Origin of the sequence: Halomonas faecis, from assembly GCF_010993975.1 — a bacterium.
GTDB lineage: Bacteria > Pseudomonadota > Gammaproteobacteria > Pseudomonadales > Halomonadaceae > Halomonas > Halomonas faecis.
Genome location: NZ_JAACZO010000004.1, coordinates 121874 through 146259, shown reverse-complemented (window position 1 = coordinate 146259; position 24386 = coordinate 121874). Strand labels below are relative to the sequence as shown.

Sequence of the window (24386 nt, the reverse complement as noted above, 5' to 3'; positions counted from 1 at the left end):
GCTGGTCATCGACGTCACCGGGCCGAGTGACCCGGTGGAGTTCACCCGCAGTGGCGGCCTGGCGCAGAGCACTGACCATATACCCACGATAGTGGCGCGACAGGGCCCGCACCGGGAACAGGTAGTGACTACGCGCTCCATGCCAGCGACCATCGTCGCCCAAAGCCCCGCCGGGGACCAGGCAGTGCAGGTGCACATGCTGACTCAGGTTCTGGCCCCAGGTGTGGAGCACGGCACTCATGCCCATCTCGCCGCCGAGGCGTTTGGGATCGCGACCGAAGGCACGCAGCGTCTGCCAGGCGCTCTGGAACAGCAGTCGGTGGATCACCTCGGGATGCAGCTGAACCCAGCCGTTGAGGCGGTGGGGCAGCGTGAACACGACATGGTAATAGCGCACCGGCAGAAGGGTCGCCTGCTGCCGCTCGGCCCACTGGTGCATGGCGCGGCCCTGGCACTGCGAGCAATGGCGATCACGACAGCCGAAGTAGTGCGGCTGGGAGTGGTCGCAGTCCGTACACTGCAGGAGCATCCCGCCCATCGCCTCGGTACGACACGCCAGCAGGTGGTGGCATACCCGTCGGCGCTGGCGATCCAGGCCGGCCGGATCAAGAAAGCGCCCCAGGGCCTGTTGGAGGGTGGCGGTCTCAGGCATGCCCCACCTCCAAGCCGGCCACCAGATCGATAGGGCCCTGAAGCGTCCCCTGCTGGCCCGGCAACCAGTGCAGATAACGCATCGTCGACTGGAGGCTGCGATGGCCCAGCAGCCGCTGGAGCTGATGCACGGGCAGGCCCTGTTCCAGGGCATGCGTGGCGTAGGCATGGCGCAGGCTGTGGATGCCACCGACCCGCTCGACACCGGCCAGGCGCTTAGCCCGGGTAAAGGCCCTCTGTGGCGCACTCAGATGCAGCGCACGATCCGGGAATTGGGCGCTCGGAAACAGCCAGGTTCGCGGTCGATAGGCGCGCCAGTAATCGCGCAAGCGATCGAGCAGGGTCGCCGTTAACAGCACCATACGGTCTTTGGCACCCTTGCCCTGCGCGACACGCAGTTGGCCGCGCTGGCTGTCGATGTCGCTGACCCGCAGGTGGCAGACCTCGCTCACGCGCAGTCCGCAGCCATAGCACAGTTCGAGCATCATACGATGCTTGGCGTTGTGGCACGCCGCCAGAATCCGCCTCACCTCGTCGCGCGTCAGCAGTTCCGGAATCCGCTGCGGCGTCTTCGGCACCACCGGCGATACGTCCACCGACGGCCAGTGCAACACCTGCAAATAGAGAAACCGCACGCCGTGCAAGTAGACGCGGCAGCTGGCGGCGGACAAGCCGCGCTCCTGGACCAGATGATGGAAGAAGCGTTGCAGATCGTCGCTGCTCAAGGTGTCCGGCGGGCGGTGGAAATAGCGCGCCAGGTCGGTGATCACCGCCAGGTACGTAGTGTGGGTGCGTGGTGCGAAACCATGCTGCCGCATGGCCTCGATCATCGTCTGTCGTAAGGCAGTCATCGTCGTCACTCCTGTTCTCTGACCCACGTAGGTCAATGAACAGTGTGGTTCGATGACGCAAAAGACAGGATTCGACGACAGCTACCGCGAAGCGGTTTAGTTCAACGCCGCCAGCACGCGCGGCTTTGTAGTGGAGGCGAAGCCGCAACGGAAAAGCCGTCGCTGTGCCTGGCCTGGTTAGTGGTGACGCTACTCGGAGACCTCAAGTATTTCCCCTACCGCTACAAAATGTGATGCCTCTTGTATGCGCCATTTCTGTCCAACCTTGAGAAATGGTTTCAACTCTTCGGTGGCCAGGAAGCATACTTCCGCTTCTCTAGACTCTCCAAAATCGAGAACAGAATCGTCCTTGAAATTTACCTGACCCATGAAAATATACGGGGGGTTGTCTCCATGAAAATTGTGATTTGGTCTATAAAACTTTGTTTTAAGGGGGTTACTCCTTGGATTAATCTCCTTCGGCAGAAGAGTGATTTTTGCTCTAACTACCTGCGATCCATTCATCCCTGCCCCCCCACTAACAGCGTATTGGACTGCACGTCCTGATATTGGATGAACACATTTGCGCGTTCAACAATATTATCTGACGCGCTTCATTTAACCTAATCCTATGATTTTAAATCATATTAAGAATAGCTAGGCCACCTATGCAGAATTCGCATACGCGCTGCATTTGCCAGTTTCAATCATCCTTTTGCTGCTAAACAAACCACTCCAGCCCGTCGTATGGACGCTCCCTGAGTGCCGCCAAGCGGCTATTGAGGTCGCCGGAGTGTATCTCTAGCTTGTGTCCATCGGGGTCGAGGAAGTAGAGGGAATCCCCTTCGCTACTGTTCTGTTTCCAGATGGTGGCATTGCTGGCGCGGATGGCCTCAGCCGTGTCGTTGAAGGCTAGGCTCGGCACTGAAAAGGCGAGATGGGTGTAGTCAGGGTGGGGGCTGTTTCGCGTCTCGGCATCGAGTGAGAGGCAGATCCAGTCGTCACCGGCTTGCAGATAGGCACCGCTCGTCCATTTGGCGATGGGCTTGAGTCCAAGCACCTCGGTGTAGAACGCGAATGCGCGCGGGAGGTCGCTGACGGCCAAGGTGACGTGGTTGATGCCGGTTATCAATGCCGTCTCCCTATCGGCGAGTAATCTTTAGGCACGCTACCGCCAAGGCCACTGCATATCGTGTTTATGCGGTAGTCCCGTGCGTATAGCTTCTTCTTTCCAGCCGTCTCAGCGGCCTTAGGGTTCATACTAGGCGGGTTGCCCCCTACCAGCAAAACGGATCAGGTGTAACTGATCTACGCTATTTGGGAGTGATAGCAGGAACCTTGCTATTACTGACGCAAAGCGTAAGTGATGGCTAACTTTCGACAGGGGAAGCCAGAGCAACCTGCTATCGGCACTACTTGCTGGCTGGCAGTGCGCGCCTCGAAGAAAAGACGCCGCAGGTCTTCACCGACCAAGGAGCCTTGGATATCGCGCAACAAGTCATCAAGGGGGTGAATGCCGGCATTCTGAGTCTCATTCCCGATGTGTCGACTCAACGCTGGTCTTGAGATTCGCACTGGGTCAGGCGATCTCACCTCTTCCCATTGAAGCGATGGTGGGTCGAGTAAAGGCCGAGCGAGAGAGGAAGTCCGCCAGCTGCTTGGTTGCGTACTTCTGTGTTGCCTGAATCATAACGAGCTCCACCATCGGTAATTCCGGAAAACCCTCCTCTTGTCCAAGGATGACATGGTCCTTCGCAAGCGCACTTGCGGGAAGGACGCCGATGCCGAGCCCCGCCGATACGGCAGCACGAATATTCTCATAGGATGCGCTTACATAGGCACCGTAAGCATCCCTACCTGCTTTATCAAGTGCTGCGAGCGCTGCGTTTCTATAGCAACAACCGTCAGGAAAGATGACGAGGGGCACCTCAGTCATACTATCAAATCCACACTGCTGTGCAGCCACCCAGTATAGGGGCTCTCTCCGCAACGGGTGGATCTTCCAGCGATTATCGCTTGGCACGAAATTCTCCAAGCACTTTAGAATGACAAGGTCGAGCCCGCTGCTCTCAATCTGATAGAGTAATTGCGAGGAAAGCGCAGAGATGACCTCTAGGCGTAGCTTGCGATTCAGCTCCGCACACCGAGATATGGCGCCATGGAGATCCGCAACTTTGAAGTCATCTGGAACACCGACAAGCAAGCGACCAGATATTTCCGGTTGCTTCATGGCACTCACGGCTTCAGACGTTCGTACAAGAATCTCTTTGGCAGCTGGTAGAAACCTGTCACCGTCTTCCGTTAAGCCCATGATGTGGCCTTGGCGGCGCTCGAGCAATTTACAGCCCAATATCTCTTCCAGCCGTTTTAGACTTTGTGTGACGGCAGACTGGCTGCGATACAGTTGGAGTCCTGCCTGCTGGAACCCCTTGCCTTCGGCCAACAGTACAAAAGCGCGAAGGTGCTCAAGGGTGACACGCCTGTCGCCCAGAGGTGACGGTTGACAATCGAACATGTAGCTACCTCGCACTATCACTGCTGCATTATCGGTGCCCTGTTACGGGAACATGGCTTTCCCTGAGTTGACCGGCTTGGGGCTGCCTTGCTGCTACGGCCCGTTCATTATCTCCAGCTTGTGATTCTAGCCATGAATGAATCCGAAGGGTAGTGCCAATCACATGGCCTTTCTCAATTCAAAATAAGCTCAACTGATTATGACTACCGAACTACTAATTTCCAATTTCATCATACCCTATCCACCATGACTTAAGAAAAGGAAGAATAGAAGCAAGCTACCACTTCTGGAGGATGCGTGAACAATGCCGTGTTAGCTACCTTAGTCATCATATTCAGCATGGTGTGGAGTTCAGCATTCATCGCGGGCGCGGTTGCTCTTGATGATTTTGACCCTTTTACTCTCCTCACCATTCGGTTCTTAGCGAGTGCGCTACTGATGCTTCCCTTCTGTCTTGTTAGCGGCGGGTACATACACAACCGTATTGCTATCAAGCACGGGTTGCTGCTTGGGGTTTTTAACAACGCACTCTACCTTGGACTGAGTTTTGCCGCGTTGCAAACGATCAGGCCCCAGGTCGTTATCGTCATTGTGAGCTGCGCCCCCCTTGCTACCGGTCTGCTATCTGCATGGTGGGGTGTAGAAGCACTTTCACCAATGAAGTTACTCGGAGCAGCGTTAGGGTTGATTGGTGTGGCAGTCATCTCAGGAGTTACCAGCGGCATGACAGTCGATCCCTGGGGAATCCTGCTGGCAACCGCAGGAATGTTAGCCTTCGCGAGTGGCACCGTGTTCTTTCGGGGCCGAGGAACGGGCCTCCCCGTCTTGCAGGCCAATTTCTGGCAGTCCATTGCGGGAGCTACTGCACTCCTCCCCTTGGCATTGGTGTTCGGGCAGCCGCTTGCTGTCCCCTCGACCAATAGCATGATCGCCGTTGCACACTTGGTACTCGTCGTTACCGTCGGTGGAATGAGCCTCTGGCTGGTGCTGATTCGTATCAGTGGAGCTGCGACGGCATCGACTTACCACCTACTAAACCCATTCTTTGGCGTCCTGCTCGCCTACTTGATATTGGGAGAGCCACTTCGTACTACGGACTTCATTGGCGCAGCACTAATTGTGATTGGACTGATCCTGTCTACCCAAGAAAGATGGAGGGAAAAACAATGTTGACCAGCAACAACCTCATATCCAGCGAAGAAGTTAAGATAGACATAGCGGCGCTATTTGGGTTGAGCGTGACATTACGAATTCGACGCAATGCAACTATTCAGTTATCCGAACGCAGTTACATTCCTAAAGTACACGATCCACGAAGCGATTGGGTGGCCAGTGTAGCAGTGCCTGCGTTTTTAGCACTGAAACAAACTGGCACAGAGGTGAGAGATTTCTGCGCAATCGGCACTGGAGCAGGACTAGATGCTCTCGCTGCTATCGAAATTCTCAGCGCACAGAATATCATCATTACAGACTTGCACGATGATGTCGTAACGTTGGCACGCCAGAACATCATAAAAAACACGGATCAAACTAGTGGCCTGACAATCTTTGCAGGGGTTGGCGATCTCCTTCATCCAGTTGAGGAAGAAAATTTTTCACTGGACCTTGTTTATGAAAACCTTCCCAACATCCCAATCCACCCAAGAGATAATCTGGAAGATGGTCAGAATAGCTCCACATTCATCGCCAATCGCTCGGAAAAAATTCCAGACTTCGTTAGTCGCCACCTGATCACACTACACTATTTGGCGCTAGAGCAGGCGTTTCCCTTACTTAGAAATGGGGGTCACATACTATCCTCAATTGGAGGACGGATTCCTGTGGAGGTCATCGTACGACTTGGCGAAGAGTGTGGCTATTCAAGCGAAATTCTGACATTCACCTGGAAGCGACAATCGGAGCCAGAGGAGGTAATTACTGGTTATGCGAAATGGGAACATGAAGGATTTGGTCCGTTCCAATTCTATCCTGCGCAGGTTCTCGAAGAAGTGTTTCGCTCAATAGAGTATGTCGCAGCGGGTGCTCAGGCACATGCAATTGAGCAGGCTCTATCACCTCATGCAATGACAGCACAAGAAGCTCTAGAAGCGATGAAACAGAGAATAAAAATAGGACATACCGTAGCAGTTCTCGACTCAGTAAAGCGCTAGGTCAGGAGGATTCCATGAAAGCCAGTTTACAAAATGCAATCGGAAACACCCCCTTAATTGAATTAGCGAATCTCGACCTTCCTGACGGTGTACGACTTTTCGCAAAGTTGGAATTTCTAAACCCAGGAGGGAGCATCAAAGACAGAATGGTACAGTTCGTACTGAATCAGGCCGAGAAGAGCGGAGAGCTGCGCCCAGGAGCAACAATCGTAGAAAACACATCGGGCAACACTGGTGCAGCAATTGCCATGCTTGCTTCTACGCGTGGATATCATGTAGTGCTGACTATGCCGGATAAGGTCAGTCGAGAAAAACAGGATACTCTGCTCGCACTGGGTGCAGAAATCGTGGTTTGCCCGACTACGTCAAAGCCAGACTCCCCGGATCACTATGTTACCACCGCACGTCGAATAAGGGACGAAACGCCTGGGGCCTTCATGCTAAATCAGTACGACAACCCTCTCAATGCAGATGCACACTACCACACCACCGGTCCGGAAATCTGGTCAAGTTTGGGCAATTCCATAACAGCATTCGTTGCATCAGGGAGTACAGGAGGTACCATTTCCGGAACAGTTAGGTACTTACGATCTAAGAATCCTGAGATTCAGGCAGTACTGCTCGATCCAGTCGGTTCAATCTACTACCGCTATTTCCATGATGGAGTGATCAATGAGAAAGAGGCCACTACCTACCATGTCGAAGGGGTTGGAGAAGACCATTTGGCAAAATGCATGGATTTCTCTGTGATCACAAATGTTATGCAGTTCACCGACCATGCCGCATTTTCAACCTGTCATCAACTGGCTTCAAAAGAGGGACTCTTATGCGGAGGAAGCTCTGGGGCGAATGTGTGGGGTTGTATGCAACTGGCAAAGCAGCTAACCCCACCGGCGACAATTGTCACAGTGCTACCAGACAGCGGCACCAAGTACGTATCAAAGATTTATAATGACGAATGGCTATCAAAAAACGGATTTCCAAAACGTCTTAAAAATTAGCCATGATAGGTAATGCTATGCAGTAATATAAATTGCTTTATGATCATCTCGATCATCAATCAATTCTCTCCCGAGGAGAAGTTATCGATCCGTGCTCATTGTAGTGGGGGGAAGTCCAACTCCCTCTTGAGCGTTTGTTATAATGTGATTACAACTTGCTTTTTTCACCTAAATGCTGTGAAAATCTCAACAAATAGCCGTCTGGATCTTGAACCAGGAACTCACGTTGACCTGAGAGTTTATCGCCAATGTCATACCATGTTTCAGATAGTTCTCTAAACAGCTCAACTTGTGCAGCCTTAAGTCGGCTGTATACAGAACTAATATCAGATAGCTCCATTTGGAAATTTACTCCTCGTCCGAATGGTATATCTAAACTTGCAGTCACCCAAGCATGCTGATGCATCTGTTCGATCATGATCTGAACTCACTCAAGCTCAAGACAAGCAAAGCCTGGATTTTTCCGCTGACTTCTAACTTTGAAGCCCAATAAATCACAATAGAAACTCAGTGAGCTAGAAAAATCTGACACTGATAGCTCAGGAACCATGGGATTCCAATATTCTTCCATTTCATTCCTTGATAAATATGCAACTGCTTCATTGTATTATAACGTAAAGCCAACCGGCCTGCGCGGCTTCTAACGCACGTCCGGGTTGAGCTCCGGGTGCGTTTAGAAGCCACGATAAGGATCATGGTCAGAGTTGTTAAAGATTACGGGGGATGCGTCGTAGGTACTGTCAGTGTAGCTGCTCTTGCAGGCTTTGCACGCCCAATACCCACCATCATTGCCTTGCAGGCGGATTAACTCTCGGCTTTTGTCGTAGCAGTGCTGACAAAACGGTCCGTCTTTGTAACAGTCATCAATTAGCCAATAGTAAGGCTTCTCCCACTTCAATTTGGTCTTTACTTCGAGTTGCGCTTTGAGTCCGCGCAGTTCAGCATCTTTCTCCATCAGAACTTGCTGAACCTCAGTTATTTCGACTTTTGCATCAGCAAGAGATGAAATAAGCTCGGCCAGCTTCAGCTTCGACTCTGCCTTTTCTAAAGAGACGTCGCTATCTTTAATGATCTTGGCAATTTCAGTCGCAGTTTTCAGGCTACTCAACACAGTGGATATTGAAGTCAGATCCATACGATACCTCTATGCATAACGCGAACTAAGCCGCGCGTGCTTGCGAGCGTCAGCTTGAGTGATTGGTTATACGCCTCCAGCACCTGCGCACTCGCCACCTAAGCTCTCCCATCTTTACCCGATCCCATTCATCCTTAAGAATATTTTGAAACATCCTTGTCAGTTCATCGCGACGGCGCTCATACTCATTTAACTTTAGAACGTTCCTCGCTGTATCAGTGAGATAACCCTCAAGGGATTTAGCTTCTTCCAAGATCTCTAAGTGCTCGTGCTCTCCTGGGTTGGTGTATAACCGGAGATAGTTGCGAAACTTACGAATAGGCCGAGTATCCTCCAAAATCGTAGAGCGCGCACCAAATGAATGGCCAGGGTTTGAATTAGCCGATGCCATATCGGATAATTTTTCGAGTTCATCCATATATTCCGAAAATGCTTTACGTATGTCTTGAATCCACTTCTGACGATACCCCGACACTGTCGATGCACGGCTAATTTTCTGTTGCAGCCAACCAGAGAATAGGACAATCAGTGCAGCAAGCACTGAACCAGCAAAAATCCAAGCGGAATCAGGCAATTCCCCCATCAATCCTCCTTTTTCATCAAACTATCAGCGTATAACGCCCAACTCAGCGGGCGAATTGAGCGCAGCGAAATTCGATCTGCTGCAGTTGCTTGTTATGTGTTACCCTCTGCATCCAATTCTTTCTTGAATTGTGATTTATTAAAAACAGAGATATTGAAATTTCTGAAGACTGAGGAATCATCTTTTACTTTATTTGCCCAAGCATCACCAACAACCAAGCATGTTTCACCAGCCGACATCGATCTATGAAAGTTCTCTCTGGCTAGTTGCAGCTTTGGGATATATACAAGCTTTTTGTGATTATCTTCTTTTATCTGACTGTAACACTGAAAGCTCCATGGAAAATATTTGGCTTCCTTGTAAAATCCAACCTGTCCTTTTAGTGTGACACTTATAGCAACTGGATGCGGAAGGTTTCCTTTTATCAGCCTATTAAACAGCATATGATATCTCGTGTCGTCATAGTAAAAATCATTCCAGGAAATGAAGCCATCCTTATACTGAATTTTTACGAGCCTTTTTAGCTCTTCAACATCAGACGACTCTTGAATCAGAGACCTTAACTTTGCTATTCCAGCAGCAGAGCGAAAGTAAGAGGCTAGCTGCTTCTCAGACCGAATGTAGTTTCTTCGAGTTGATAAATGCCCACTAGATTCGAATCCACCTCCAGACTCTTTTATGTTCTTAGCTACTTTTTGTGCATCTATTAGGATATTCATTCTAAACAGATAGCTTCCATCATCCTGCAGCTCAAATATAGGATTGGTGTTTTCTACGGAATTTGAATCGGCAACTAAAAGATCAACAGCTCCTTTTACTGAATAACCACAACCATTTCTGTGCTCTGCATCCTGCCATAGTTTTAGGTGTGCTGATACAGGCGTTTTTGATGCACCTCTAGTATGAGCCGATACATACTGAATATCAGCCCCACAGTACCTACAACCCAGATTTCCATTGTCTGATTTATGTAATTTTGAGATATGGAAGACCGCATCACCAGAATCATTCTTTTTCGCGAACTCCATTTTAATTCCTTTTCCCAAAACATGCTCCTTAGCTAATCAGACACATAACAGTGATTAGCTGTTGATTGCGCCACGCACCAATTCCACATTTGGCTTTAACTCACCAGACTGTAGCTTTGTGATCTTCTCTTTCAATTCTTGTAACTCTGATAATGAGATGATTTCCTCTTTGTACAAAGAGCGAATAAATTCGTCCGCTGATTTATCGTTTTTCATGGAATTTGCGTCATAGCATGATGCAACGATATTTCTATAAGAGTTATTGCCTAAGCCTGCTTGTGGAATGACATGATCCAAATAGCAATTTTCAGAAGTAATTTTACGCCCTGTGTAAAAGCAGCGATAACCTTCACGTTCAAGAATGCTTCCTAACAACCGTCGATCTTTGTAGAAATCAAGCTCTTCTATATCTAAGGCTGATTCTTCTACCTCCGAGTTTTGAATGCTAGGAATCTGACTGGGAAGCAATAACTTAACCGTGATGCCTTTATTCGAACGCTCTAAGATTTGAATGCACCCCTTTTCTTCGAGGCTGCGAAGTTTTCTGGAGCGTGTCTTCATGCTCGGATGCTTCGAGTTATCACCAGTGCCTAGCCCTATCTGGGCTGTTCTGGTGCTGTACAAGCATGTCTCCAGACCGACCAGATAGGTATGCCGAAGCAAGTAGTGATAGATTGCTTGCTCGTAACCATCAAGGATAGGAACGAGCTTATCTTGGATTTCGATTAAAATATCTTTTAGTTTTTCCATGCTTTACTTCTTACAGCTAACGCCAGAATAACCCGCAAAGTCTGGAGCGCGCGAAGCGCGCGGAAGAGTTTGTCGGGTTCATTCACTCGTTAGCATCTTGCTTCTTCGATATCAGTTAATTAGCGGCGCAGTATATTGATAATCCATATGAGCACAGCCACGAGGCCGACCACTGCGAAGGACAGGGCGAAGGCATACAGTCCTGTCCAAGCCTCGCCACGCTCGGGATACATATCAGTGAGGAGCGGCTTAACCACGAGGTCTGCAAAACCGGCAACTCCTACTAGCCCGAACACTCCTGTCAGCCAACGGTCAACACGCCCTCGCTTCCTCTCCGCTCGGTATCGGCGTTCGTCCAGATGCCACCGTGCCTGCTCTTTGCCCGATGCTATAAGCCCCCTTGTTCCCGCCGCTGCTAGCAAGTAGTCAAGCGCATCTGTGATTTCCCCCGCCTGACCCGAATGATGAATTACAGCTTCAGCCCCCGCCAGTACTCTGTACGCCTCGACCAAGTCCTCATCTGATTTGGGAGAGCTCGCGGTCGCGCAGGCACGAGCAATTCGCAGATTGTGGTACTCGAAGTGCTCTGCTCTGGCCTGATTCTCCAACAGACGACCCTGGGTGTTATCTTCCTCCCAAACATTGTCCGGCTGATCTTGCGTTCTTAGCCAAGTCCAAAGGAGGAGCGCGCGATCCCCATGGAAGCAATAATCTCCGAACATGCGCAAGTCGGGCGGCAAGGCCGGAGGATCCTCTAATTCGCCGTGTCGCCCTAGTACGCGGGATATAGATGGGCCGAACTCTTCTAGCAGTTTCTCCTTAGAATCTGGCTGATCCACAAAGCGCATCAATGAGATCGAGGGGCGGCCTTGCCACAGCTGTGCTTGTGGCGCCCGGCCCACCCACGTTCGGCCGCTCACCGTGACCAAACTTGCGACAGCACGAACATAGATGGACCGACAAAGGTCAATTGTCGCCTCCCAATCTGATTGCCCCTCGGAGCCAGCGATTTGGTGAAGAACCCAAGATTCCCCACTGATGTCGAAGGCTCGCCCACACTTTCCAAGGGATTCTTCGAGCACCGCTCGCCCATCTCGGCGTATCTTCTTTACCAGCTTTTGGGTCTTTCGGCTTGCGACTCTCTGCCCACCAATCGAAAGCTTGCTTCCAAGGTCACTAAGTAGTTCCTGTTCTGCATCTATCCGCTGAAGGTGTTCTTGAACCCAGACCCGATCAAAATATTGTTGAAATAGGTTCACTATTTCTTGAATGAAATCACCCTCATCCAATCCAGACCATTCGGCATCTAGCTGGAAGCTAATGATCAATATTCCGTCAGAATAAAGCTTAAGCCACGGGTGGATTGGAAGAGTCAAGCCGTCGCGTTCTAAGACCAGAGGTGGTAGCGCTGCCCGGAGATGCGACGGCATCTGCCTTGCCTCTGGACTTTCGATGCGTTGTTCAAGGAATGAAAGTTCCAGGCAGAACAGGAGGTCGGCAGCTGTATGCCTTGGGAGGTTGTCACTAAATTTGACTTCCCAATGGGAATCCCACTGCCGCCCTTGCGGCCGAAGCCATTCAAGCTGGACGCAACCATCCACATCAAGGTAGACGCACTTCAAGTCAGAGAAGCAAACAGTCCGGGCTATTTTGGACTTGAGAAGATTTGTGGCGGTTTTGACTAGATCCACATCCATGACGTCAAGGCCAACTGTATAGTTGTAGAAGGAGTTGGCCTGTTGCACTTTTAAGTTGGTTCGGTATGACGTCAAGCAAGGACTCTCCATATCGAGTAATGATGGCGCCCAATCGATGCGCCCCGAGTTTTTCGCTAACGCCAGCCAGCATGCGCGGCTACGGAATGGAGGCGAAGCCGCAATGTAGTAGACGTCGCCGTGCCTGGCCTTGTTAGCTGATAGCTATGCATCTGCACCAAACAACATAGAATCCAATTGGTCACTGCTCGGCACAGAACCATTAGCAATGATCTTCATCAACACCTCTCTGAGTAGATTAAAAGTGTCCAGCAAGTGCTGTTGATCGTGCTTGGGCCTCCCATGCGCCGCAGCAGACCGTTTGTCATAGAGTTTCGCGATTTTCTTTTGGCGTTCTCTTCGGCTTGCGCCCGGCACTTCCAAAAAAGAGGCAATCAATGCTGAAACCCTAAATCTCAATTCTGAAGCGTTCGGAGAAAATAAGGCTTCCAGAGCACCCCACAATGATACGAGTGTCAGTGCTGTATTGTGGATGAATTGGCCCTGATCAATGGCTTCTGTAGCGAATGCGAACTCTGAACTACCATTCACTAGCTTCTGCGTTACCTGCCAATGGTCTTGAACCCACTTAAGAGAATCAAAACTGGCAACTTCTTCGTCTACTGAGAGAGCAAAGGAACGTTTTTGAACCTCAAACGGGTGGAGAGTCTGATGTTTTTCGGTGGCGTTTTCTTGGGTGAAAGCCAGATTCGAGAAGACTGGTAGAGTAACGGCAGGATTAACCCCAAGTCGGAGTAAGAGCAGTATTACACGCGCTGTTTGAAGGGCCTTTTCTGTGCCACCTTCGTTTTCAATTGGGACAACTAGTTCTGCTGAAATATCGTACGAGATGCCACCTGACGCAGCAGACCAAGGACCTGGATGGTGTTTGTTAGGCGCTTCAGGCGGAGCAAACGCAACCATGAACGGTGCAAAGATATGCGCATAGGTTTCACGGACCACAATCCCCTTGCCAAGTTCAAGGCTTGGTCCGGGTAACTGGAGGCCATGAAGCCCAAAGAACAACGATTCTCTTGGCACAGAGTTTCCTTTTCTTTTTCAGCTAACGCACCCAGCAGGCGCGGGTTTGTAGTGGAGCCGGAGGCGCAACGGAAAACCCGTCGCCCTGCCTGGGCTTGTTAATGCAAGGGGAGGTCGGCTTTGCTTCCATGATAGGCACCATCCTTAAATAAAAGCAGTGTTCCATTCACCTGCAAACCTTCCCTGTCTGATCCCCAATCGATATGTATGTCCGGGACTTCTACTGCGCGAACGCGATCGGTTCCGAATTTGGCTATAGCCAAGCGCTGCATATTTTCAAAGGACGTATCAACCTCGGATTCTTTAAGAATGCCTTCAATTTCGCTTGTGGTTATAATTTGCTCTACCCAAGCTTCTTCGAACCTCTGAACCTCGTTGTACAAGTAAACGTTGACCCCGGCCGAAACCAGGAATACGAAGCTTAGAATCAAGGTAATCGTTCTATTCATACGAGTATTAACGCCGCCATCACGCGCTTGTCGCGTGCATGGCCTTGTTAACCCATAAATACACCGGCCGGTTCTACATTCTGAGATAATATTGCTAAGACTTGGTTAAGATACGAGTGTATTTCCACGTAGCTAGCATCGGCATGATTTGGGCCCATCGCTGGATTAGTCTTACCTACTTCCGCTGGCCAAAGATTTTTCGGGACTTCGGGAAGGGCTTCCTTAGCAAGATTAAGAAGTCGATTATAGTCATCTGCAAAGTGCGCATTCGGCTTCTTCTCCCTCTCTTTTGCCGAAAGCTTTTCTAATGCTCGTACAGAAGCTGACACTTGGGGCTCCAAAACTTCAGCATTTATCTCCATCGTTTTCTTCTCCTTCTATGGTTAACGCCAGCCAGCATGCGCGGCTACGGAATGGAGGCGAAGCCGCAATGTAGTAGGCGTCGCCGTGACTGGCCTTGTTAAAAAATCAGCGGCTACCGTTGTAGGCTACCGGTTCTTTATTGAGACCAATATCGGCCCTCATGGCATTGGTCAAACGTAGCGCAGAATTCCTGACTGTTTCCCAATTAGTTTGTTCACCGTCATAAATGAGGGCTAGCAAGAGGTCAACGAACGCATCGTTTGCATCCATGACAGACTGTGGCGCCAGCATCGCAAGGTATCCGTAGATGCGCAGCCTATCGTTCTCGAAAGCCTCTTTTTCTTCAGTAGACAGCTCGCCCCTCTCTCCGATAACTAAAAGCTCGATTTTTGCGAGAATGGGAACGATCGTATCGAGTGCAGCGCGATATATCGCGAGCTTATCGTTGTGTTCACGCAAATGGGTCTGCTTGAATATCTCGAAATCACTCGACATTTCAGTCAACTGCTTATCGTTCTGAGCTTTTAGTGAAGCCCGTAAAGCTTCTAAATCCCGCTCATGCTTGTGGCGCTCGTTGTCCATCAATCTGGTGGCCCAAACCTTTCCGAGCCAACTGGAAAGCCCAACAACAATCACACCTGCGCCACCAAGTGAGCCCAGAATTGCAGCTGATATTCCGAGGTACTGCTCCATTATTTCCTCTGATTTTTAACGCAGAGGTAACCGGACGCTTTGTAGCGTCAGCGAAAAAGCGGTCCGGTTGACCGCCTGGTTAAACGTCATCTGGATCAATCCCGTCATGTAGAAAATTCTCCATGCCATTTTCACCATCCGGTTTTAAGCCTTCCTGCTGCATGGCCTCGTACCAACTTGCCACCGCACGCTTCATCCAGTTCATATCCTTTTTCCAGACAGGGCCGACATGCTCGACCCACAATTCAATCTCACGTTCTGACGTAGGAGAGGCAGAAGATAGCAGCTCGGCCGTGGAAACCAGCTGGTCTGCCAACTCGCCATCAATTACTTCGTCGGGAATTGACCAGTGTCCCTTATTGCTAAGACAGTCCGTATAAAACCCGAGCTGCTTAATCTGGTCCAAAATGTATGAATGCTCCGCATCTTTATCGAATAGGGGACGAAGGTCGTCGAGTCTTCTCGCTCCCTCAGCCACGAGCTGAGGAAAAATCTACTGCACATTCTTGTTCGTGTGGGAGCGGTACCGCTTCCATTCTTCCTTCAACTCATTGTCGTCACGTGCAAGAGACATAGCACGAAGTATTGAGACCTTCCCTGACTCTTCGATAGAAAGCGCTGCTAGAGAACATGCTGTCGGATGCCGCCCAGCGTCAAGAAGGAGCTTGGCATCCTGCGCCAAGCGCGCCGCATTTTCCGACGCAGCAGTCATGCCTTCGGCTATCTGCGAGAAACTTAACTTTCCTTTATGACTTGGCAGTTTCTTCGACACGAGTCTCATCCGTTTAACGCCGCCAGCACGCGCGGCTTTGTAGTGAAGGCGAAGCCGCAACGAAGAAGGCGTCGCCGTGCCTGGCCTTGTTAAATTTTTATAGCGCCATATGCAAAAGTGGATAAGGCTTACCCTGACCATCGACTGATGATCGGCCTGTCACTTTAAAGCCAATATGCTGATAAAAACCGAGCGCCTGTTCATTCTGCTCATTTACATCGACCTTTGATGCTCCCTGCTTTTTGATAGCATGGGCAGCTAACATTGCACCAATGCCTTTCCCGCGCGCATTAGGTGAGATGAATAACATTTCAATACTACCGTCATGTACTCCGCAGAATCCCTGAATTTCACCATCGCCATTTTTAGCGCACCTTAAATCAACTGAGTCAAAATACTGTTCCAGAATTAACGGTTTTAACTCCTGTAGATCATCTTCAGCCAGAAAATCATGCGTTGCCCTGACCGACGCTTCCCAGACTTCTATCAGCTGAAGGTGTTCTGCCTTTTCTACGATCTCTATATTCATCACTAGATCCGATTGAAATTTAACAGCGTATTGAATAGCCCGCTCATTTATCCACTTGAACGCGTTGGCGCGTTCAATAATGTTATCTAGCCCGCCATTTCGGCTGTAACCTATTGATATTTAATAAGACTAAGAATACCTCGGCAACCTATGCAGAATTCGCGTGTCTTCCCCTTTTGCCGGTTTCAATCATCCTGCGGGCGTTCATTGGCAGTGCTTCGCTGAACTCCGGGCACGCTACCGCCCCTACCCTGCATATGCGGCGATGGCGGCCGCCATCCATGCGGTAGTTCCTGCGTGCTTGGTGGCCGTCTCAGCGGCCTTAGAGAGTCAGGTTATGTGAGGGCGTGCCGATCCGCAAAGCGCCTGAGGGCAATTGCGATGAATGTCTTAGGCGGTTTGATCGGCGTCAAACAGCGTTGCCGAGGCGGGTGGCGTGCGAGCGGTTGTGAGTCGCACTTTCCATGCATATGATAATACGTCTCAAAGTCACGATGTGCTGATGCGCCATGAATGCAGTCACCCCACGCGGGCCGCGCGTGCTGGTCGTCGAGGACGACCGCACCCTGAACGGCCAGATATCCCGCCTTCTTGAAGGCAAGGGCTATCACACCCAGCAGAGCTACGCCGGGGAAGACGGGCTGCTGTCGGCGTTGGGCCAGCGCTTCGACCTGATCCTGCTGGACGTGATGCTGCCGCAACTGGATGGCTTCCAGGTGTTGGATAGGCTGCGCAAGACGCGCCAGACGCCGGTGATCATGCTCACCGCCTGCGGCGCCGAGGAGGAGCGAATCCTCGGCTTCAGCCGCGGGGCGGACGACTACGTGCCCAAGCCCTTCGCCTTCGCCGAGCTGCTGCTGCGCATCGAGGCGCTGCTGCGGCGCACCCTGGGCAGCACCGACCAGCGCGCCGATCCGGCCGAGCTGAACGTCGGCCCGCTAACGCTCGATCGCGGCAGCCTATCGGTGCGTTACGCCGGTGAGCCCATCACGCTGACCCCGATCCAGTTCCGCCTGCTGTGGGTGCTGGTGCTCCACCAGGGCGAGGCCCTGAGCAAACCCTACCTCTACCAGGTGGTGCTGGAACGCGAGTTCAGCCGCTTCGACCGCAGCCTGGACATGCACCTGAGCCGCGTGCGGCGCAAGCTGGCGGAGGCGGGCATGGCGGCGGACCGCCTGCAGACGGTGCACGGCAAGGGATACTGTTTCCAGTGAACCGGCGGCTGTTGTGGAAGCTGTGCGCCACCCTGGCGCTGGGCACCCTGGCGCTGGTGTGGGTGATCACCTTCCTGGGCGCCGAGACCGAACAGCAGATGAGCTTCATCGCCGAGCGCCACCAGCAAACGCTCAAAGCGTGGGGGCGCACCGCCGAACGCCTTCACGACGCCGGTGACGAGCAGGCCCTGGCGAACTGGCTGAACGAGCTGCAGCAGCGCGAGGAGACCTGGGCCGCCGTGGTGCGCTCGGATCTCCAGCCCCTGGCCGGCAGCGTGCTCACCCAGCGCCTGCACGACGGCTTTCGCATCGGCCGCAGTGAGGAGTGGAAGATCCATCTCTACTTCGAAGAAAACCCCATCATGGAGACCACCTTCGCCGACGGCCACACCCATTTCCTGGTGCTGCTGCCTCAGCGCATGCGCCCCGGCACCTATCTGCCCGAGGTGAAGCTGTTCCTCAAGATCGCCCTGCCCCTGGCGGTGCTGATCGCGTTGAGCCTGGTGATCTACCGCCACCTGATGAGCCCGCTGAGAAAGCTGGAACTGGCCACCCGGGCGTTCAGCGAAGGCAACCTGGGCGTGCGGGTGCGCGCCCTGCTCGGCAACCGTAACGACGAACTCACCGCCCTGGCGGAAACCTTCGACAGCATGGCCGAGCGCACCGGTCAGCTGATCCTCAGCCAGCGCCACCTGATCGCCGATCTCTCCCACGAGCTGCGCACGCCGCTCACGCGTATCGACATGGCGGTGAGCTGCGTGGAGGAAGGCATCGAAACCCAGCACCTGCTGCCGCGCATCCGCCGCGAATGCCGGTTGATGCGCGAGCTGGTGGAAGACGCCCTGACCCTGGCCTGGCTGGAGAACGAGAAGCCCAGCCTCGACCAGGACAGCCTCGACCTCACCGACCTGCTCGACAGCCTCCTGGAAGACGCCCGCTACGAATACCCCGGCCATCGCCTGCACGCCGAACTGCCGCACCAGGCGGAGATTGCCGACAGCAGCCAACGCGCCCTGGCCCAGGCCATCGAGAACGTCATCCGTAACGCCTGCACACATACCCCCGAAGGCGACAATGTCTGGATCGCCCTGCACCCGGAGCCGGGCGGCTTTCGGCTCACCGTGGAGGATGAAGGCCCGGGCGTGGCGCCCGAGCACCTCGAGAGAATCTTCACGCCCTTCTTCCGCGCGGCCGGCGGCAGCGACAAGCCCGGCGGCCACGGGCTCGGGCTGGCCCTGGCACGCCGCCAGGTGGAAGCGGTGGGCGGCCGGATCGCCGCCGAGAACCGTGTCTCGGGCGGCCTACGCATGACGCTGCGGTTCCCCGCCTGCCGGGCGGACCGAGAGAAAAGCGCCGGTACGTAACAAATGTAAAACCGTTTCACTTCGCGCGTCTTGCCAGCAAGAATGCGTCTCCGAAAATAATGATTCTCATCCGTGACGCTGACACTGGAGCGCATATGGATTCTCTCGCACCCGCTGAAACACACCATCCCGTCTTGCGCCGTCACGCCCTGTGCACGGCCATCGCTCTGCTGGCCGCCAGCCCGCTGGCGCTGGCCCAGGAGGAGTCCGCGGCACTCGCCCCCATTCAGGTCACCGCCGACCGCATCGGCGACAGCGATGCCATGGTGGACGACGACACCCTGCGTCGCTACCAGGCCGATGACCTGCAGGACATCTTCAGCGGCCTGCCCGATGTCTCGGTGGGCGGGGGCGGCTCGCCGGTGGCCCAGAAGGTGTACGTACGCGGCCTGGAAGATACCCTGCTCAACGTCACCGTCGACGGGGCCGCTCAGTCGGGCTACCTGTTCCACCACCAGGGGCGCTTGATGGTGGAGCCGGAGCTGCTCGAGCGCGTGGAGGTCGCCGCCGGCGCCGGCGAGGCCACCAATGGCCCGGGCGCCCTGGGCGGTGCCATTCGCTTCGTCACCAAGGACCCGGACGACCTGCTGCGCCCGGGCGAACGCCTCGGCGGCCTGCTGAAGGCCGGCTATTTCAGCAATACCGAGGGCTACAAGACTTCCGCCTCGCTGTTCGGCCGCCTCACCGACGACTGGAGCGCCATGGCCACGCTGGCCAAGACCGACCACGGCGACTACGAGGATGCCGAGGGCAACGCCCAGCCGTACACCGAAACCGAGGTAGTCACCGGTTTCGCCAAAGTGGTCGGCCAGTTGACCGACGAACAGAAGCTCTCCTTCAGCTACGAGCGCAACGAGGACGAAGCCTTCCGCAAGCACCGCCCGCACTGGGTACCCAGTGCCAGGAATCCCGTTTTCGATCAGGAGATGGTTCGCGAAACCGTCACCGGCAAGTACCGCTTCGATTCCGCGGACAACGACTGGCTGGATCTGGAACTGACCGTGTACGACACGGAAGCGTCCCTCAAGCACATCGACGGCCCCTACGGTACCTACCTCGGCACCCTCGACAGCTATGGCGCCGATCTGCGCAACACCTCGCGGCTGGGCGCGCACACCCTGACCTACGGCGTCGACCATCGCCATGACAAGGGCAGCCTCAATGCCGATCAAGAAACCGGCAGCGTAACCGGCCTGTACGTGCAGGACGACTTCCAGGCCACCGACCGCCTGATGTTCAGCGCCGGCACGCGTTTCGACCGCTACGAGCTCGATGAAGAAACCACTGGTCGGGAGTTCAGCGAATCGGGCTTCAGCCCCAACCTGGGCATCAGCTTCGATGCCACGCAGCGTCTCAACCTCTACGGCGGCTGGGCCAGGGCCATTCGCGGCACCCAGGTCAAGGAGCTGTTCGTTCTCGATTACTACGAGAATGCGGCCGACCGCAAGGAAGAGACTGCCGACAATTACGAGGTCGGCGCCACCTACCGCCACGGCAACCTCTACCTGTCCGCCGAGGCCTTCGTCACCAAAATCGACGACGTCGTGGGTCAGGAAGGTCGCAGCGGGGTGCTCTCGAACCTCGGCGAGCTGGAAACCCGCGGGGTCAGCGCCACCATCGGCTACGACTGGGAACGCCTGAGCGCCTCGCTCTCCTACAGCCAGTCGCGCCCGGAGCTCAACGGCGAGCCGCTGAGCGACGACAACTGGAGCCTCGGCACCAGCGTGGGCGACAGCTGGGTGGCCAACCTCAACTACCGGGCCACCGACAGCCTCGACCTGGGCTGGAGCGGCCGCTTCGCCGAGCGCCTGACCGACGTCGCCGATGGCTACCCGGAGAAAGCCGGTTACGGCGTGCACGATGTCTACGCCCGCTGGCAGCCGCTGGTCGATGACCGGCTGACGCTCTCGCTGACGGTCAACAACCTGCTCGACAAGCAGTACTTCGATCATGCCAGCTATGCGGTCTATGGCGACGTGGCGGCCGGCCTGCCGGAAGCCGGCCGGGACGTGCGCATGAACGTGGCCTACCGGTTCTGAGCGAGGCCGAGGCACGGGGGGCGCCTCGGCGCCCCCCCGTTCGTTGAACGGATAGGAACAGCACACCGATGACAATGCCATCTCACCGCCGGGCACGCGGCGCTCTGCTCATGCTGCTCTGGCTGCTGGCCGCCCCGGCGCTGGCCGCCACCGTGACCGACCTGGCGGGGCGCACCGTGAACGTGCCCGAGCATGCCCAGGCCATCGTGCTGGGCGAGAGCCGCTACATTCCCGCCCTGGCGATTCTCGAAGGCGAGCGGGTCGTCGACCGCCTGGCCGGCCTGCTGCCGGACTTCGAGAAGACCGACCCGGCCGGCTACGCCCAGTACCTGGCGCGCTTCCCGGCGCTGGCCGAGGTGCCCCGAGTGGGGCACGCCTCGGCCGACAGCTTCAGCCTGGAGAGCGTGCTGGCCATGGGCGCCGACCTGGCCATCTTCAGCCTCGAGGGGCACGGCCCCGGCGCACGCAACCGCGAGCTGATCGAGCGTCTGGAGCGCGCCGGCGTGGCGGTGGTGTTCGTCGACTTCCGCCAGCAGCCGCTGCGCAACACGCCGCGCAGCATGGCCCTGCTCGGCGAGGTGCTGGGCCGCCAGGCCGAGGCCGAACGCTTCAACCGCTTCTACCGCGAGGAGCTCGCCAAGGTGAGCGAGGCGGTCGCGGCGATTCCCGACAGCGAACGGCCCAGCGTCTTCCTGCACAGCCGCGTGGGCCTGCACGACGGCTGCTGCGAGACCATGGCCGACAGCATGATGGGGCGCTTCATCCCCGCCGCCGGCGGGCGCAACGTGGCGGCACAGCGCCTGCCCGGGGTCAGCGGCACGCTCAACCTGGAGATGCTGATCGGCGATCCGCCGGATCGCTACCTGGCCACCGCCATCGGCTCGCCCGGCCAGCGGGAATCCGCCGAGGAGCAGCCCTACGTGGTGCTGGGTGCCGGGGTCGACGAGACCACCGCCCGCCGCTCCCTGGCCCGGGCCACCCACCGACCGGGCCTGGCCTCGCTGCCCGCCATCCAGAACCCCGAGCGCGCCTTCGCCATCTGGCATCACTTCTACAACACGCCGCTCAACGTGGTGGCGGTGCAGGCCTTGGCACGCTGGCTGCACCCCGAGCGGCTAGGCCATCTCGAGCCCGAGCGCACCCTGGCCACCTTCTATCGGCGCTTCCAGCCCGTGGCGCTGGACGGCACCTACTGGGTACGCCTCGCCGAGGGCGCGCCATGAGTCTGGCACCGGCGAATGCCGGCGGGCTCGCCGGCCAGTACCGGCGCTTCGTATGGCGCCGGGTGCTGTGCCTGGCCGGCCTGGCGCTGGCGGCGGGCGCAGCGCTGCTGGTGGACATCGCCTCCGGCCCCGCCATGCTGGGGCTGGGGGACGTCGTTCGTGGCCTGCTCGATCCCGCAGCGCTGGAAGCCGGCACCCGAGTGATCGTCTTCGACATCCGCCTGCCCTATGCGCTGATGGCGGTGGTGGTGGGCGCTTGCCTGGGGCTGGCCGGGGCCGAAATGCAGACGGTGCTCAACAACCCGCTGGCCAGCCCCTTCACCCTGGGCGTGGGCGCCGCCGCCACCCTGGGCGCCTCGCTGGTGATCGCGTTCAACGTCTCGCTGTTCGGCCTGGCGGTACACCTGCTGCTGCCGCTCTCGGCGTTCGCGTTCGCCGCCGCCGCCTCGCTGTTGATCCTGCTGCTGTCGCGCACCCTGGGCGCCTCGGTTCACGCCGTCGTGCTGTTCGGCATCGCCCTGCTGTTCGGCATCAACGCCGTGGTGGGGCTGATCCAGTTCGTCGCCGACGCCGAGTCGGTGCAGCAGATCGTGTTCTGGACCATGGGCAGCCTGGCCCGCGCCTCGCTGGACAAGGTGGCCATCGTGGCCGGCGTGCTGGCGGTATGCCTGCCCTTCTCGCTGCGCAACGCCTGGGCCATGACCCTGCTGCGCAGCGGCGAGGAGCAGGCGCGCAGCCTGGGCGTGCCGGTGGAGCGCATGCGCCTGCTGGTGCTGCTGCGGGTCAGCCTGCTGACCGCGGCGGCCATGGCCTTCGTCGGCGAGATCGGCTTCATCGGCCTGGTGGCACCGCACATCGCGCGGCTGATGCTGGGCGAAGACCACCGCTTCCTGCTACCGGGCAGCGCCCTGGCCGGTGCCGTGCTGCTCTCGCTGTCGTCGATCGCCAGCAAGCTGTTGGTGCCGGGAGTGGTGCTGCCGGTGGGCATCGTCACCGCCCTGGTGGGCATCCCGCTGTTCATCGGCCTGATCGTGGCCCGCAGCCGGAGGGCCGCGCTATGAGCCTCGAGCTGCAACGGCTGACGGTGGGCTACCGGCGCCAGCCGGTGTTTCGCGCCCTCACCCTGCCGGCCATCGAGCCGGGCAGCCTGGTGGCAGTGGTGGGCCCCAACGCCGTGGGCAAGTCGACCCTGCTCAAGGGCATCGCCGGGCTGCTGCACGCCAGCGGCCAGGTGCGCCTGAACGGCCAGGCGCTGCACGAACTCGCCCCCGCCCAGCGCGTGACGCAGCTCGGCTACCTGCCCCAGCCGCTGCCCCAGGCCGTGCCGCTGGTGGCCTACGAGACGGTGTTCAGCGCCTGCCGCGCCGCCCGGGGCGGCGAGTCGCGAGCGGCGACCGAAGCGGCCATCGAGCGCGTGTTCGATACCCTCGGCATTCGCCAGTTGGCGCTGCGCCAGCTGGCGGAGATGTCGGGCGGCCAGCGTCAGATGGTGGGGCTGGCCCAGGTGCTGGTACGCCGCCCCTCGTTGATGCTGCTCGACGAGCCCACCAGCGCCCTGGACCTGCACTGGCAGCTCAACGTGCTCGAGGCGGTGCGCGCGGCCACCCGCGAACGCGCTGCCATCGCCCTGGTAGCCAGCCACGACCTCAACCTGGCGCTGCGCTTCTGCGACCGGGTGCTGGTGCTCTCCCCCGGCGGCCGGGCGGAGATGGGTGCGCCCGAAGCGGTGCTGACCCCGGAACTGCTGGCCCGAACCTACGGCATCGAGGCCCGCATCGAGCGCTGCTCGCGCGGCCACCCCATCGTGCTGGCGGATCGCCCCTTGCCCGCATCGCATTCCATTTAAACAGGAGCTCCCGACATGCCCACCCTGACCGCCACCGTCCCCACCGCCAACGCCGGCCGGCTGATCAACCGGCTGTGCAAGCACTTCGACCACAAGGTGGAGGCCCACTGGACCGGCGAGACGGGCCAGGTGATCTTCGCCATCGGCGAATGCCACATGACCGCGACGCCGCAAGCGCTGGAACTCAGCTGCCGGTCGCCCAGCCAGGCCGAGCTGGATGAGCTGGGTCAGGTGGTGGCTTCACACCTAGTGCGCTTCGCCGGCGGTGAGGTCGAGGTCGTCGAGTGGCAGGGCGGCGAGCACTCAGCGTAATGGTAAATTCGCCTCAACAGGTCGATAATTGTGCTCGAAACCCGAATCTCTCGCGACGATTGGTCAAGCCCGATAGGCGTCTGGCATTCGACATAATCGGGGTGCGGACACAGAACGAAGCGGCGCTTTTGCACGTCCGGTTAG

26 protein-coding genes and 1 pseudogene are annotated in these 24386 nt (G+C 56.1%); 10 read left to right on the top strand and 17 right to left on the bottom strand.

The genetic code is table 11. From position 1 onward, the window contains the following. From GFD32_RS03115 to GFD32_RS03100, 4 genes are all read right to left on the bottom strand, one after another. Positions 1-652: IS91 family transposase (locus GFD32_RS03115; RefSeq protein ID WP_163575103.1), on the bottom strand; the 652-nt coding region annotated here is incomplete at its 3' end. Then, complete coding sequence (locus GFD32_RS03110) at positions 645-1502, bottom strand: tyrosine-type recombinase/integrase (RefSeq protein WP_163575102.1); 858 nt, start codon at positions 1500-1502, stop codon at positions 645-647. The genes GFD32_RS03115 and GFD32_RS03110, both read right to left, overlap by 8 nt. 700 nt (positions 1503-2202) lie before the next feature. Then, positions 2203-2613, bottom strand: a complete 411-nt coding sequence (locus GFD32_RS03105; RefSeq protein ID WP_163575101.1) for a fosfomycin resistance glutathione transferase — start codon at positions 2611-2613, stop codon at positions 2203-2205. A 447-nt stretch (positions 2614-3060) separates the two neighbouring features. Beyond that, the gene (locus tag GFD32_RS03100) at positions 3061-3996 is read right to left on the bottom strand and encodes a LysR substrate-binding domain-containing protein (protein WP_163575100.1); all 936 of its coding nucleotides are present in this window, start codon (positions 3994-3996) and stop codon (positions 3061-3063) included. Positions 3997-4293: 297 nt separating this feature from the next. Here GFD32_RS03100 and GFD32_RS03095 point away from each other — a divergent pair, with 297 nt between their 5' ends. Genes GFD32_RS03095 through GFD32_RS03085 form a run of 3 tightly spaced genes read left to right on the top strand, consistent with a single transcriptional unit; the run spans position 4294 to position 7147 of the window. Then, positions 4294-5169, top strand: coding sequence for a DMT family transporter (locus GFD32_RS03095; RefSeq protein ID WP_163575099.1), 876 nt, complete (start codon positions 4294-4296; stop codon positions 5167-5169). After that, on the top strand, positions 5163-6146 hold the full coding sequence (locus tag GFD32_RS03090; protein ID WP_163575098.1) for a class I SAM-dependent methyltransferase: 984 nt from the start codon (positions 5163-5165) through the stop codon (positions 6144-6146). Before GFD32_RS03095 ends, GFD32_RS03090 begins: the two co-directional genes overlap by 7 nt. 14 nt (positions 6147-6160) lie before the next feature. Beyond that, positions 6161-7147: a PLP-dependent cysteine synthase family protein gene (locus GFD32_RS03085; RefSeq protein WP_163575097.1), complete on the top strand. Its 987-nt coding sequence runs from the start codon at positions 6161-6163 to the stop codon at positions 7145-7147. Between the two features lie 148 nt (positions 7148-7295). Here GFD32_RS03085 and GFD32_RS03080 read toward each other — a convergent pair whose 3' ends face one another. From GFD32_RS03080 to GFD32_RS03025, 13 genes and pseudogenes are all read right to left on the bottom strand, one after another. Continuing rightward, positions 7296-7565 (bottom strand): VOC family protein, encoded by a 270-nt coding sequence (locus tag GFD32_RS03080; RefSeq protein WP_240455528.1) that lies wholly within the window; start codon positions 7563-7565, stop codon positions 7296-7298. A gap of 9 nt (positions 7566-7574) precedes the next feature. Continuing rightward, positions 7575-7697 carry a VOC family protein gene (locus GFD32_RS20110; RefSeq protein ID WP_407081066.1) on the bottom strand — a complete coding sequence of 41 codons (123 nt, stop codon included), beginning with the start codon at positions 7695-7697 and terminating at the stop codon, positions 7575-7577. Between the two features lie 123 nt (positions 7698-7820). After that, a complete protein-coding gene (locus GFD32_RS03075) occupies positions 7821-8282 on the bottom strand; it encodes a hypothetical protein (RefSeq protein WP_163575096.1) in 462 nt (153 codons plus the stop codon). A gap of 49 nt (positions 8283-8331) precedes the next feature. Then, positions 8332-8865: a hypothetical protein gene (locus tag GFD32_RS03070; protein WP_163575095.1), complete on the bottom strand. Its 534-nt coding sequence runs from the start codon at positions 8863-8865 to the stop codon at positions 8332-8334. Between the two features lie 92 nt (positions 8866-8957). Further along, positions 8958-9893, bottom strand: a complete 936-nt coding sequence (locus GFD32_RS03065; protein ID WP_163575094.1) for a hypothetical protein — start codon at positions 9891-9893, stop codon at positions 8958-8960. 54 nt (positions 9894-9947) lie between these two features. Next, positions 9948-10643: an HNH endonuclease gene (locus GFD32_RS03060; RefSeq protein WP_163575093.1), complete on the bottom strand. Its 696-nt coding sequence runs from the start codon at positions 10641-10643 to the stop codon at positions 9948-9950. A 119-nt stretch (positions 10644-10762) separates the two neighbouring features. Further along, positions 10763-12415, bottom strand: a complete 1653-nt coding sequence (locus tag GFD32_RS03055; protein WP_163575092.1) for a hypothetical protein — start codon at positions 12413-12415, stop codon at positions 10763-10765. A gap of 147 nt (positions 12416-12562) precedes the next feature. Next, on the bottom strand, positions 12563-13438 hold the full coding sequence (locus GFD32_RS03050; protein ID WP_163575091.1) for a HEPN domain-containing protein: 876 nt from the start codon (positions 13436-13438) through the stop codon (positions 12563-12565). Between the two features lie 98 nt (positions 13439-13536). Then, entirely contained in the window at positions 13537-13887 is a 351-nt protein-coding gene (locus GFD32_RS03045) for a hypothetical protein (RefSeq protein ID WP_163575090.1), read from the bottom strand. Positions 13888-13934: 47 nt separating this feature from the next. Next, entirely contained in the window at positions 13935-14249 is a 315-nt protein-coding gene (locus GFD32_RS03040) for a hypothetical protein (RefSeq protein ID WP_163575089.1), read from the bottom strand. Positions 14250-14355: 106 nt separating this feature from the next. After that, complete coding sequence (locus GFD32_RS03035) at positions 14356-14943, bottom strand: hypothetical protein (RefSeq protein ID WP_163575088.1); 588 nt, start codon at positions 14941-14943, stop codon at positions 14356-14358. Between the two features lie 79 nt (positions 14944-15022). After that, positions 15023-15715 (bottom strand): annotated as a pseudogene (locus tag GFD32_RS19915) (AbiV family abortive infection protein). A gap of 97 nt (positions 15716-15812) precedes the next feature. Then, positions 15813-16244 carry an acetyltransferase gene (locus tag GFD32_RS03025; protein ID WP_163575087.1) on the bottom strand — a complete coding sequence of 144 codons (432 nt, stop codon included), beginning with the start codon at positions 16242-16244 and terminating at the stop codon, positions 15813-15815. A gap of 509 nt (positions 16245-16753) precedes the next feature. Here GFD32_RS03025 and GFD32_RS03020 point away from each other — a divergent pair. The 7 genes from GFD32_RS03020 to GFD32_RS02990 all read left to right on the top strand — a co-directional run bounded on the left by GFD32_RS03020 (position 16754) and on the right by GFD32_RS02990 (position 24242). Beyond that, positions 16754-17458, top strand: a complete 705-nt coding sequence (locus tag GFD32_RS03020) for a response regulator transcription factor (protein ID WP_163575086.1) — start codon at positions 16754-16756, stop codon at positions 17456-17458. Next, entirely contained in the window at positions 17455-18822 is a 1368-nt protein-coding gene (locus GFD32_RS03015) for a sensor histidine kinase (RefSeq protein ID WP_163575085.1), read from the top strand. The genes GFD32_RS03020 and GFD32_RS03015 overlap by 4 nt, the downstream gene beginning before the upstream one ends. Before the next feature lie 95 nt (positions 18823-18917). Next, positions 18918-20861 carry a TonB-dependent receptor domain-containing protein gene (locus GFD32_RS03010; RefSeq protein ID WP_163575084.1) on the top strand — a complete coding sequence of 648 codons (1944 nt, stop codon included), beginning with the start codon at positions 18918-18920 and terminating at the stop codon, positions 20859-20861. 68 nt (positions 20862-20929) lie between these two features. Next, a complete protein-coding gene (locus GFD32_RS03005) occupies positions 20930-22084 on the top strand; it encodes an ABC transporter substrate-binding protein (protein ID WP_205599020.1) in 1155 nt (384 codons plus the stop codon). Continuing rightward, positions 22081-23145 (top strand): FecCD family ABC transporter permease, encoded by a 1065-nt coding sequence (locus tag GFD32_RS03000; RefSeq protein WP_163575083.1) that lies wholly within the window; start codon positions 22081-22083, stop codon positions 23143-23145. Before GFD32_RS03005 ends, GFD32_RS03000 begins: the two co-directional genes overlap by 4 nt. After that, complete coding sequence (locus GFD32_RS02995; RefSeq protein WP_163575082.1) at positions 23142-23930, top strand: ABC transporter ATP-binding protein; 789 nt, start codon at positions 23142-23144, stop codon at positions 23928-23930. Before GFD32_RS03000 ends, GFD32_RS02995 begins: the two co-directional genes overlap by 4 nt. Positions 23931-23945: 15 nt before the next feature. Further along, a complete protein-coding gene (locus GFD32_RS02990; protein ID WP_163575081.1) occupies positions 23946-24242 on the top strand; it encodes a DUF2218 domain-containing protein in 297 nt (98 codons plus the stop codon). Positions 24243-24386 lie beyond the last annotated feature (144 nt).

Bases quoted from the DNA above. Each gene is read 5' to 3' on its own strand.
- GFD32_RS03005 (WP_205599020.1), top strand. From the start codon at position 20,930: ATGACAATGCCATCTCACCGCCGGGCACGCGGCGCTCTGCTCATGCTG.
- GFD32_RS03090 (WP_163575098.1), top strand. From the start codon at position 5,163: ATGTTGACCAGCAACAACCTCATATCCAGCGAAGAAGTTAAGATAGAC.
- GFD32_RS03045 (WP_163575090.1), bottom strand. From the start codon at position 13,887: ATGAATAGAACGATTACCTTGATTCTAAGCTTCGTATTCCTGGTTTCG.
- GFD32_RS20110 (WP_407081066.1), bottom strand. From the start codon at position 7,697: ATGGTTCCTGAGCTATCAGTGTCAGATTTTTCTAGCTCACTGAGTTTC.
- GFD32_RS03025 (WP_163575087.1), bottom strand. From the start codon at position 16,244: ATGAATATAGAGATCGTAGAAAAGGCAGAACACCTTCAGCTGATAGAA.
- GFD32_RS03040 (WP_163575089.1), bottom strand. From the start codon at position 14,249: ATGGAGATAAATGCTGAAGTTTTGGAGCCCCAAGTGTCAGCTTCTGTA.
- GFD32_RS03075 (WP_163575096.1), bottom strand. From the start codon at position 8,282: ATGGATCTGACTTCAATATCCACTGTGTTGAGTAGCCTGAAAACTGCG.
- GFD32_RS03020 (WP_163575086.1), top strand. From the start codon at position 16,754: ATGAATGCAGTCACCCCACGCGGGCCGCGCGTGCTGGTCGTCGAGGAC.
- GFD32_RS03085 (WP_163575097.1), top strand. From the start codon at position 6,161: ATGAAAGCCAGTTTACAAAATGCAATCGGAAACACCCCCTTAATTGAA.
- GFD32_RS02990 (WP_163575081.1), top strand. From the start codon at position 23,946: ATGCCCACCCTGACCGCCACCGTCCCCACCGCCAACGCCGGCCGGCTG.
- GFD32_RS03060 (WP_163575093.1), bottom strand. From the start codon at position 10,643: ATGGAAAAACTAAAAGATATTTTAATCGAAATCCAAGATAAGCTCGTT.
- GFD32_RS03065 (WP_163575094.1), bottom strand. From the start codon at position 9,893: ATGGAGTTCGCGAAAAAGAATGATTCTGGTGATGCGGTCTTCCATATC.
- GFD32_RS03100 (WP_163575100.1), bottom strand. From the start codon at position 3,996: ATGTTCGATTGTCAACCGTCACCTCTGGGCGACAGGCGTGTCACCCTT.
- GFD32_RS03035 (WP_163575088.1), bottom strand. From the start codon at position 14,943: ATGGAGCAGTACCTCGGAATATCAGCTGCAATTCTGGGCTCACTTGGT.
- GFD32_RS03080 (WP_240455528.1), bottom strand. From the start codon at position 7,565: ATGATCGAACAGATGCATCAGCATGCTTGGGTGACTGCAAGTTTAGAT.
- GFD32_RS03070 (WP_163575095.1), bottom strand. From the start codon at position 8,865: ATGGGGGAATTGCCTGATTCCGCTTGGATTTTTGCTGGTTCAGTGCTT.
- GFD32_RS02995 (WP_163575082.1), top strand. From the start codon at position 23,142: ATGAGCCTCGAGCTGCAACGGCTGACGGTGGGCTACCGGCGCCAGCCG.
- GFD32_RS03000 (WP_163575083.1), top strand. From the start codon at position 22,081: ATGAGTCTGGCACCGGCGAATGCCGGCGGGCTCGCCGGCCAGTACCGG.
- GFD32_RS03010 (WP_163575084.1), top strand. From the start codon at position 18,918: ATGGATTCTCTCGCACCCGCTGAAACACACCATCCCGTCTTGCGCCGT.
- GFD32_RS03110 (WP_163575102.1), bottom strand. From the start codon at position 1,502: ATGACTGCCTTACGACAGACGATGATCGAGGCCATGCGGCAGCATGGT.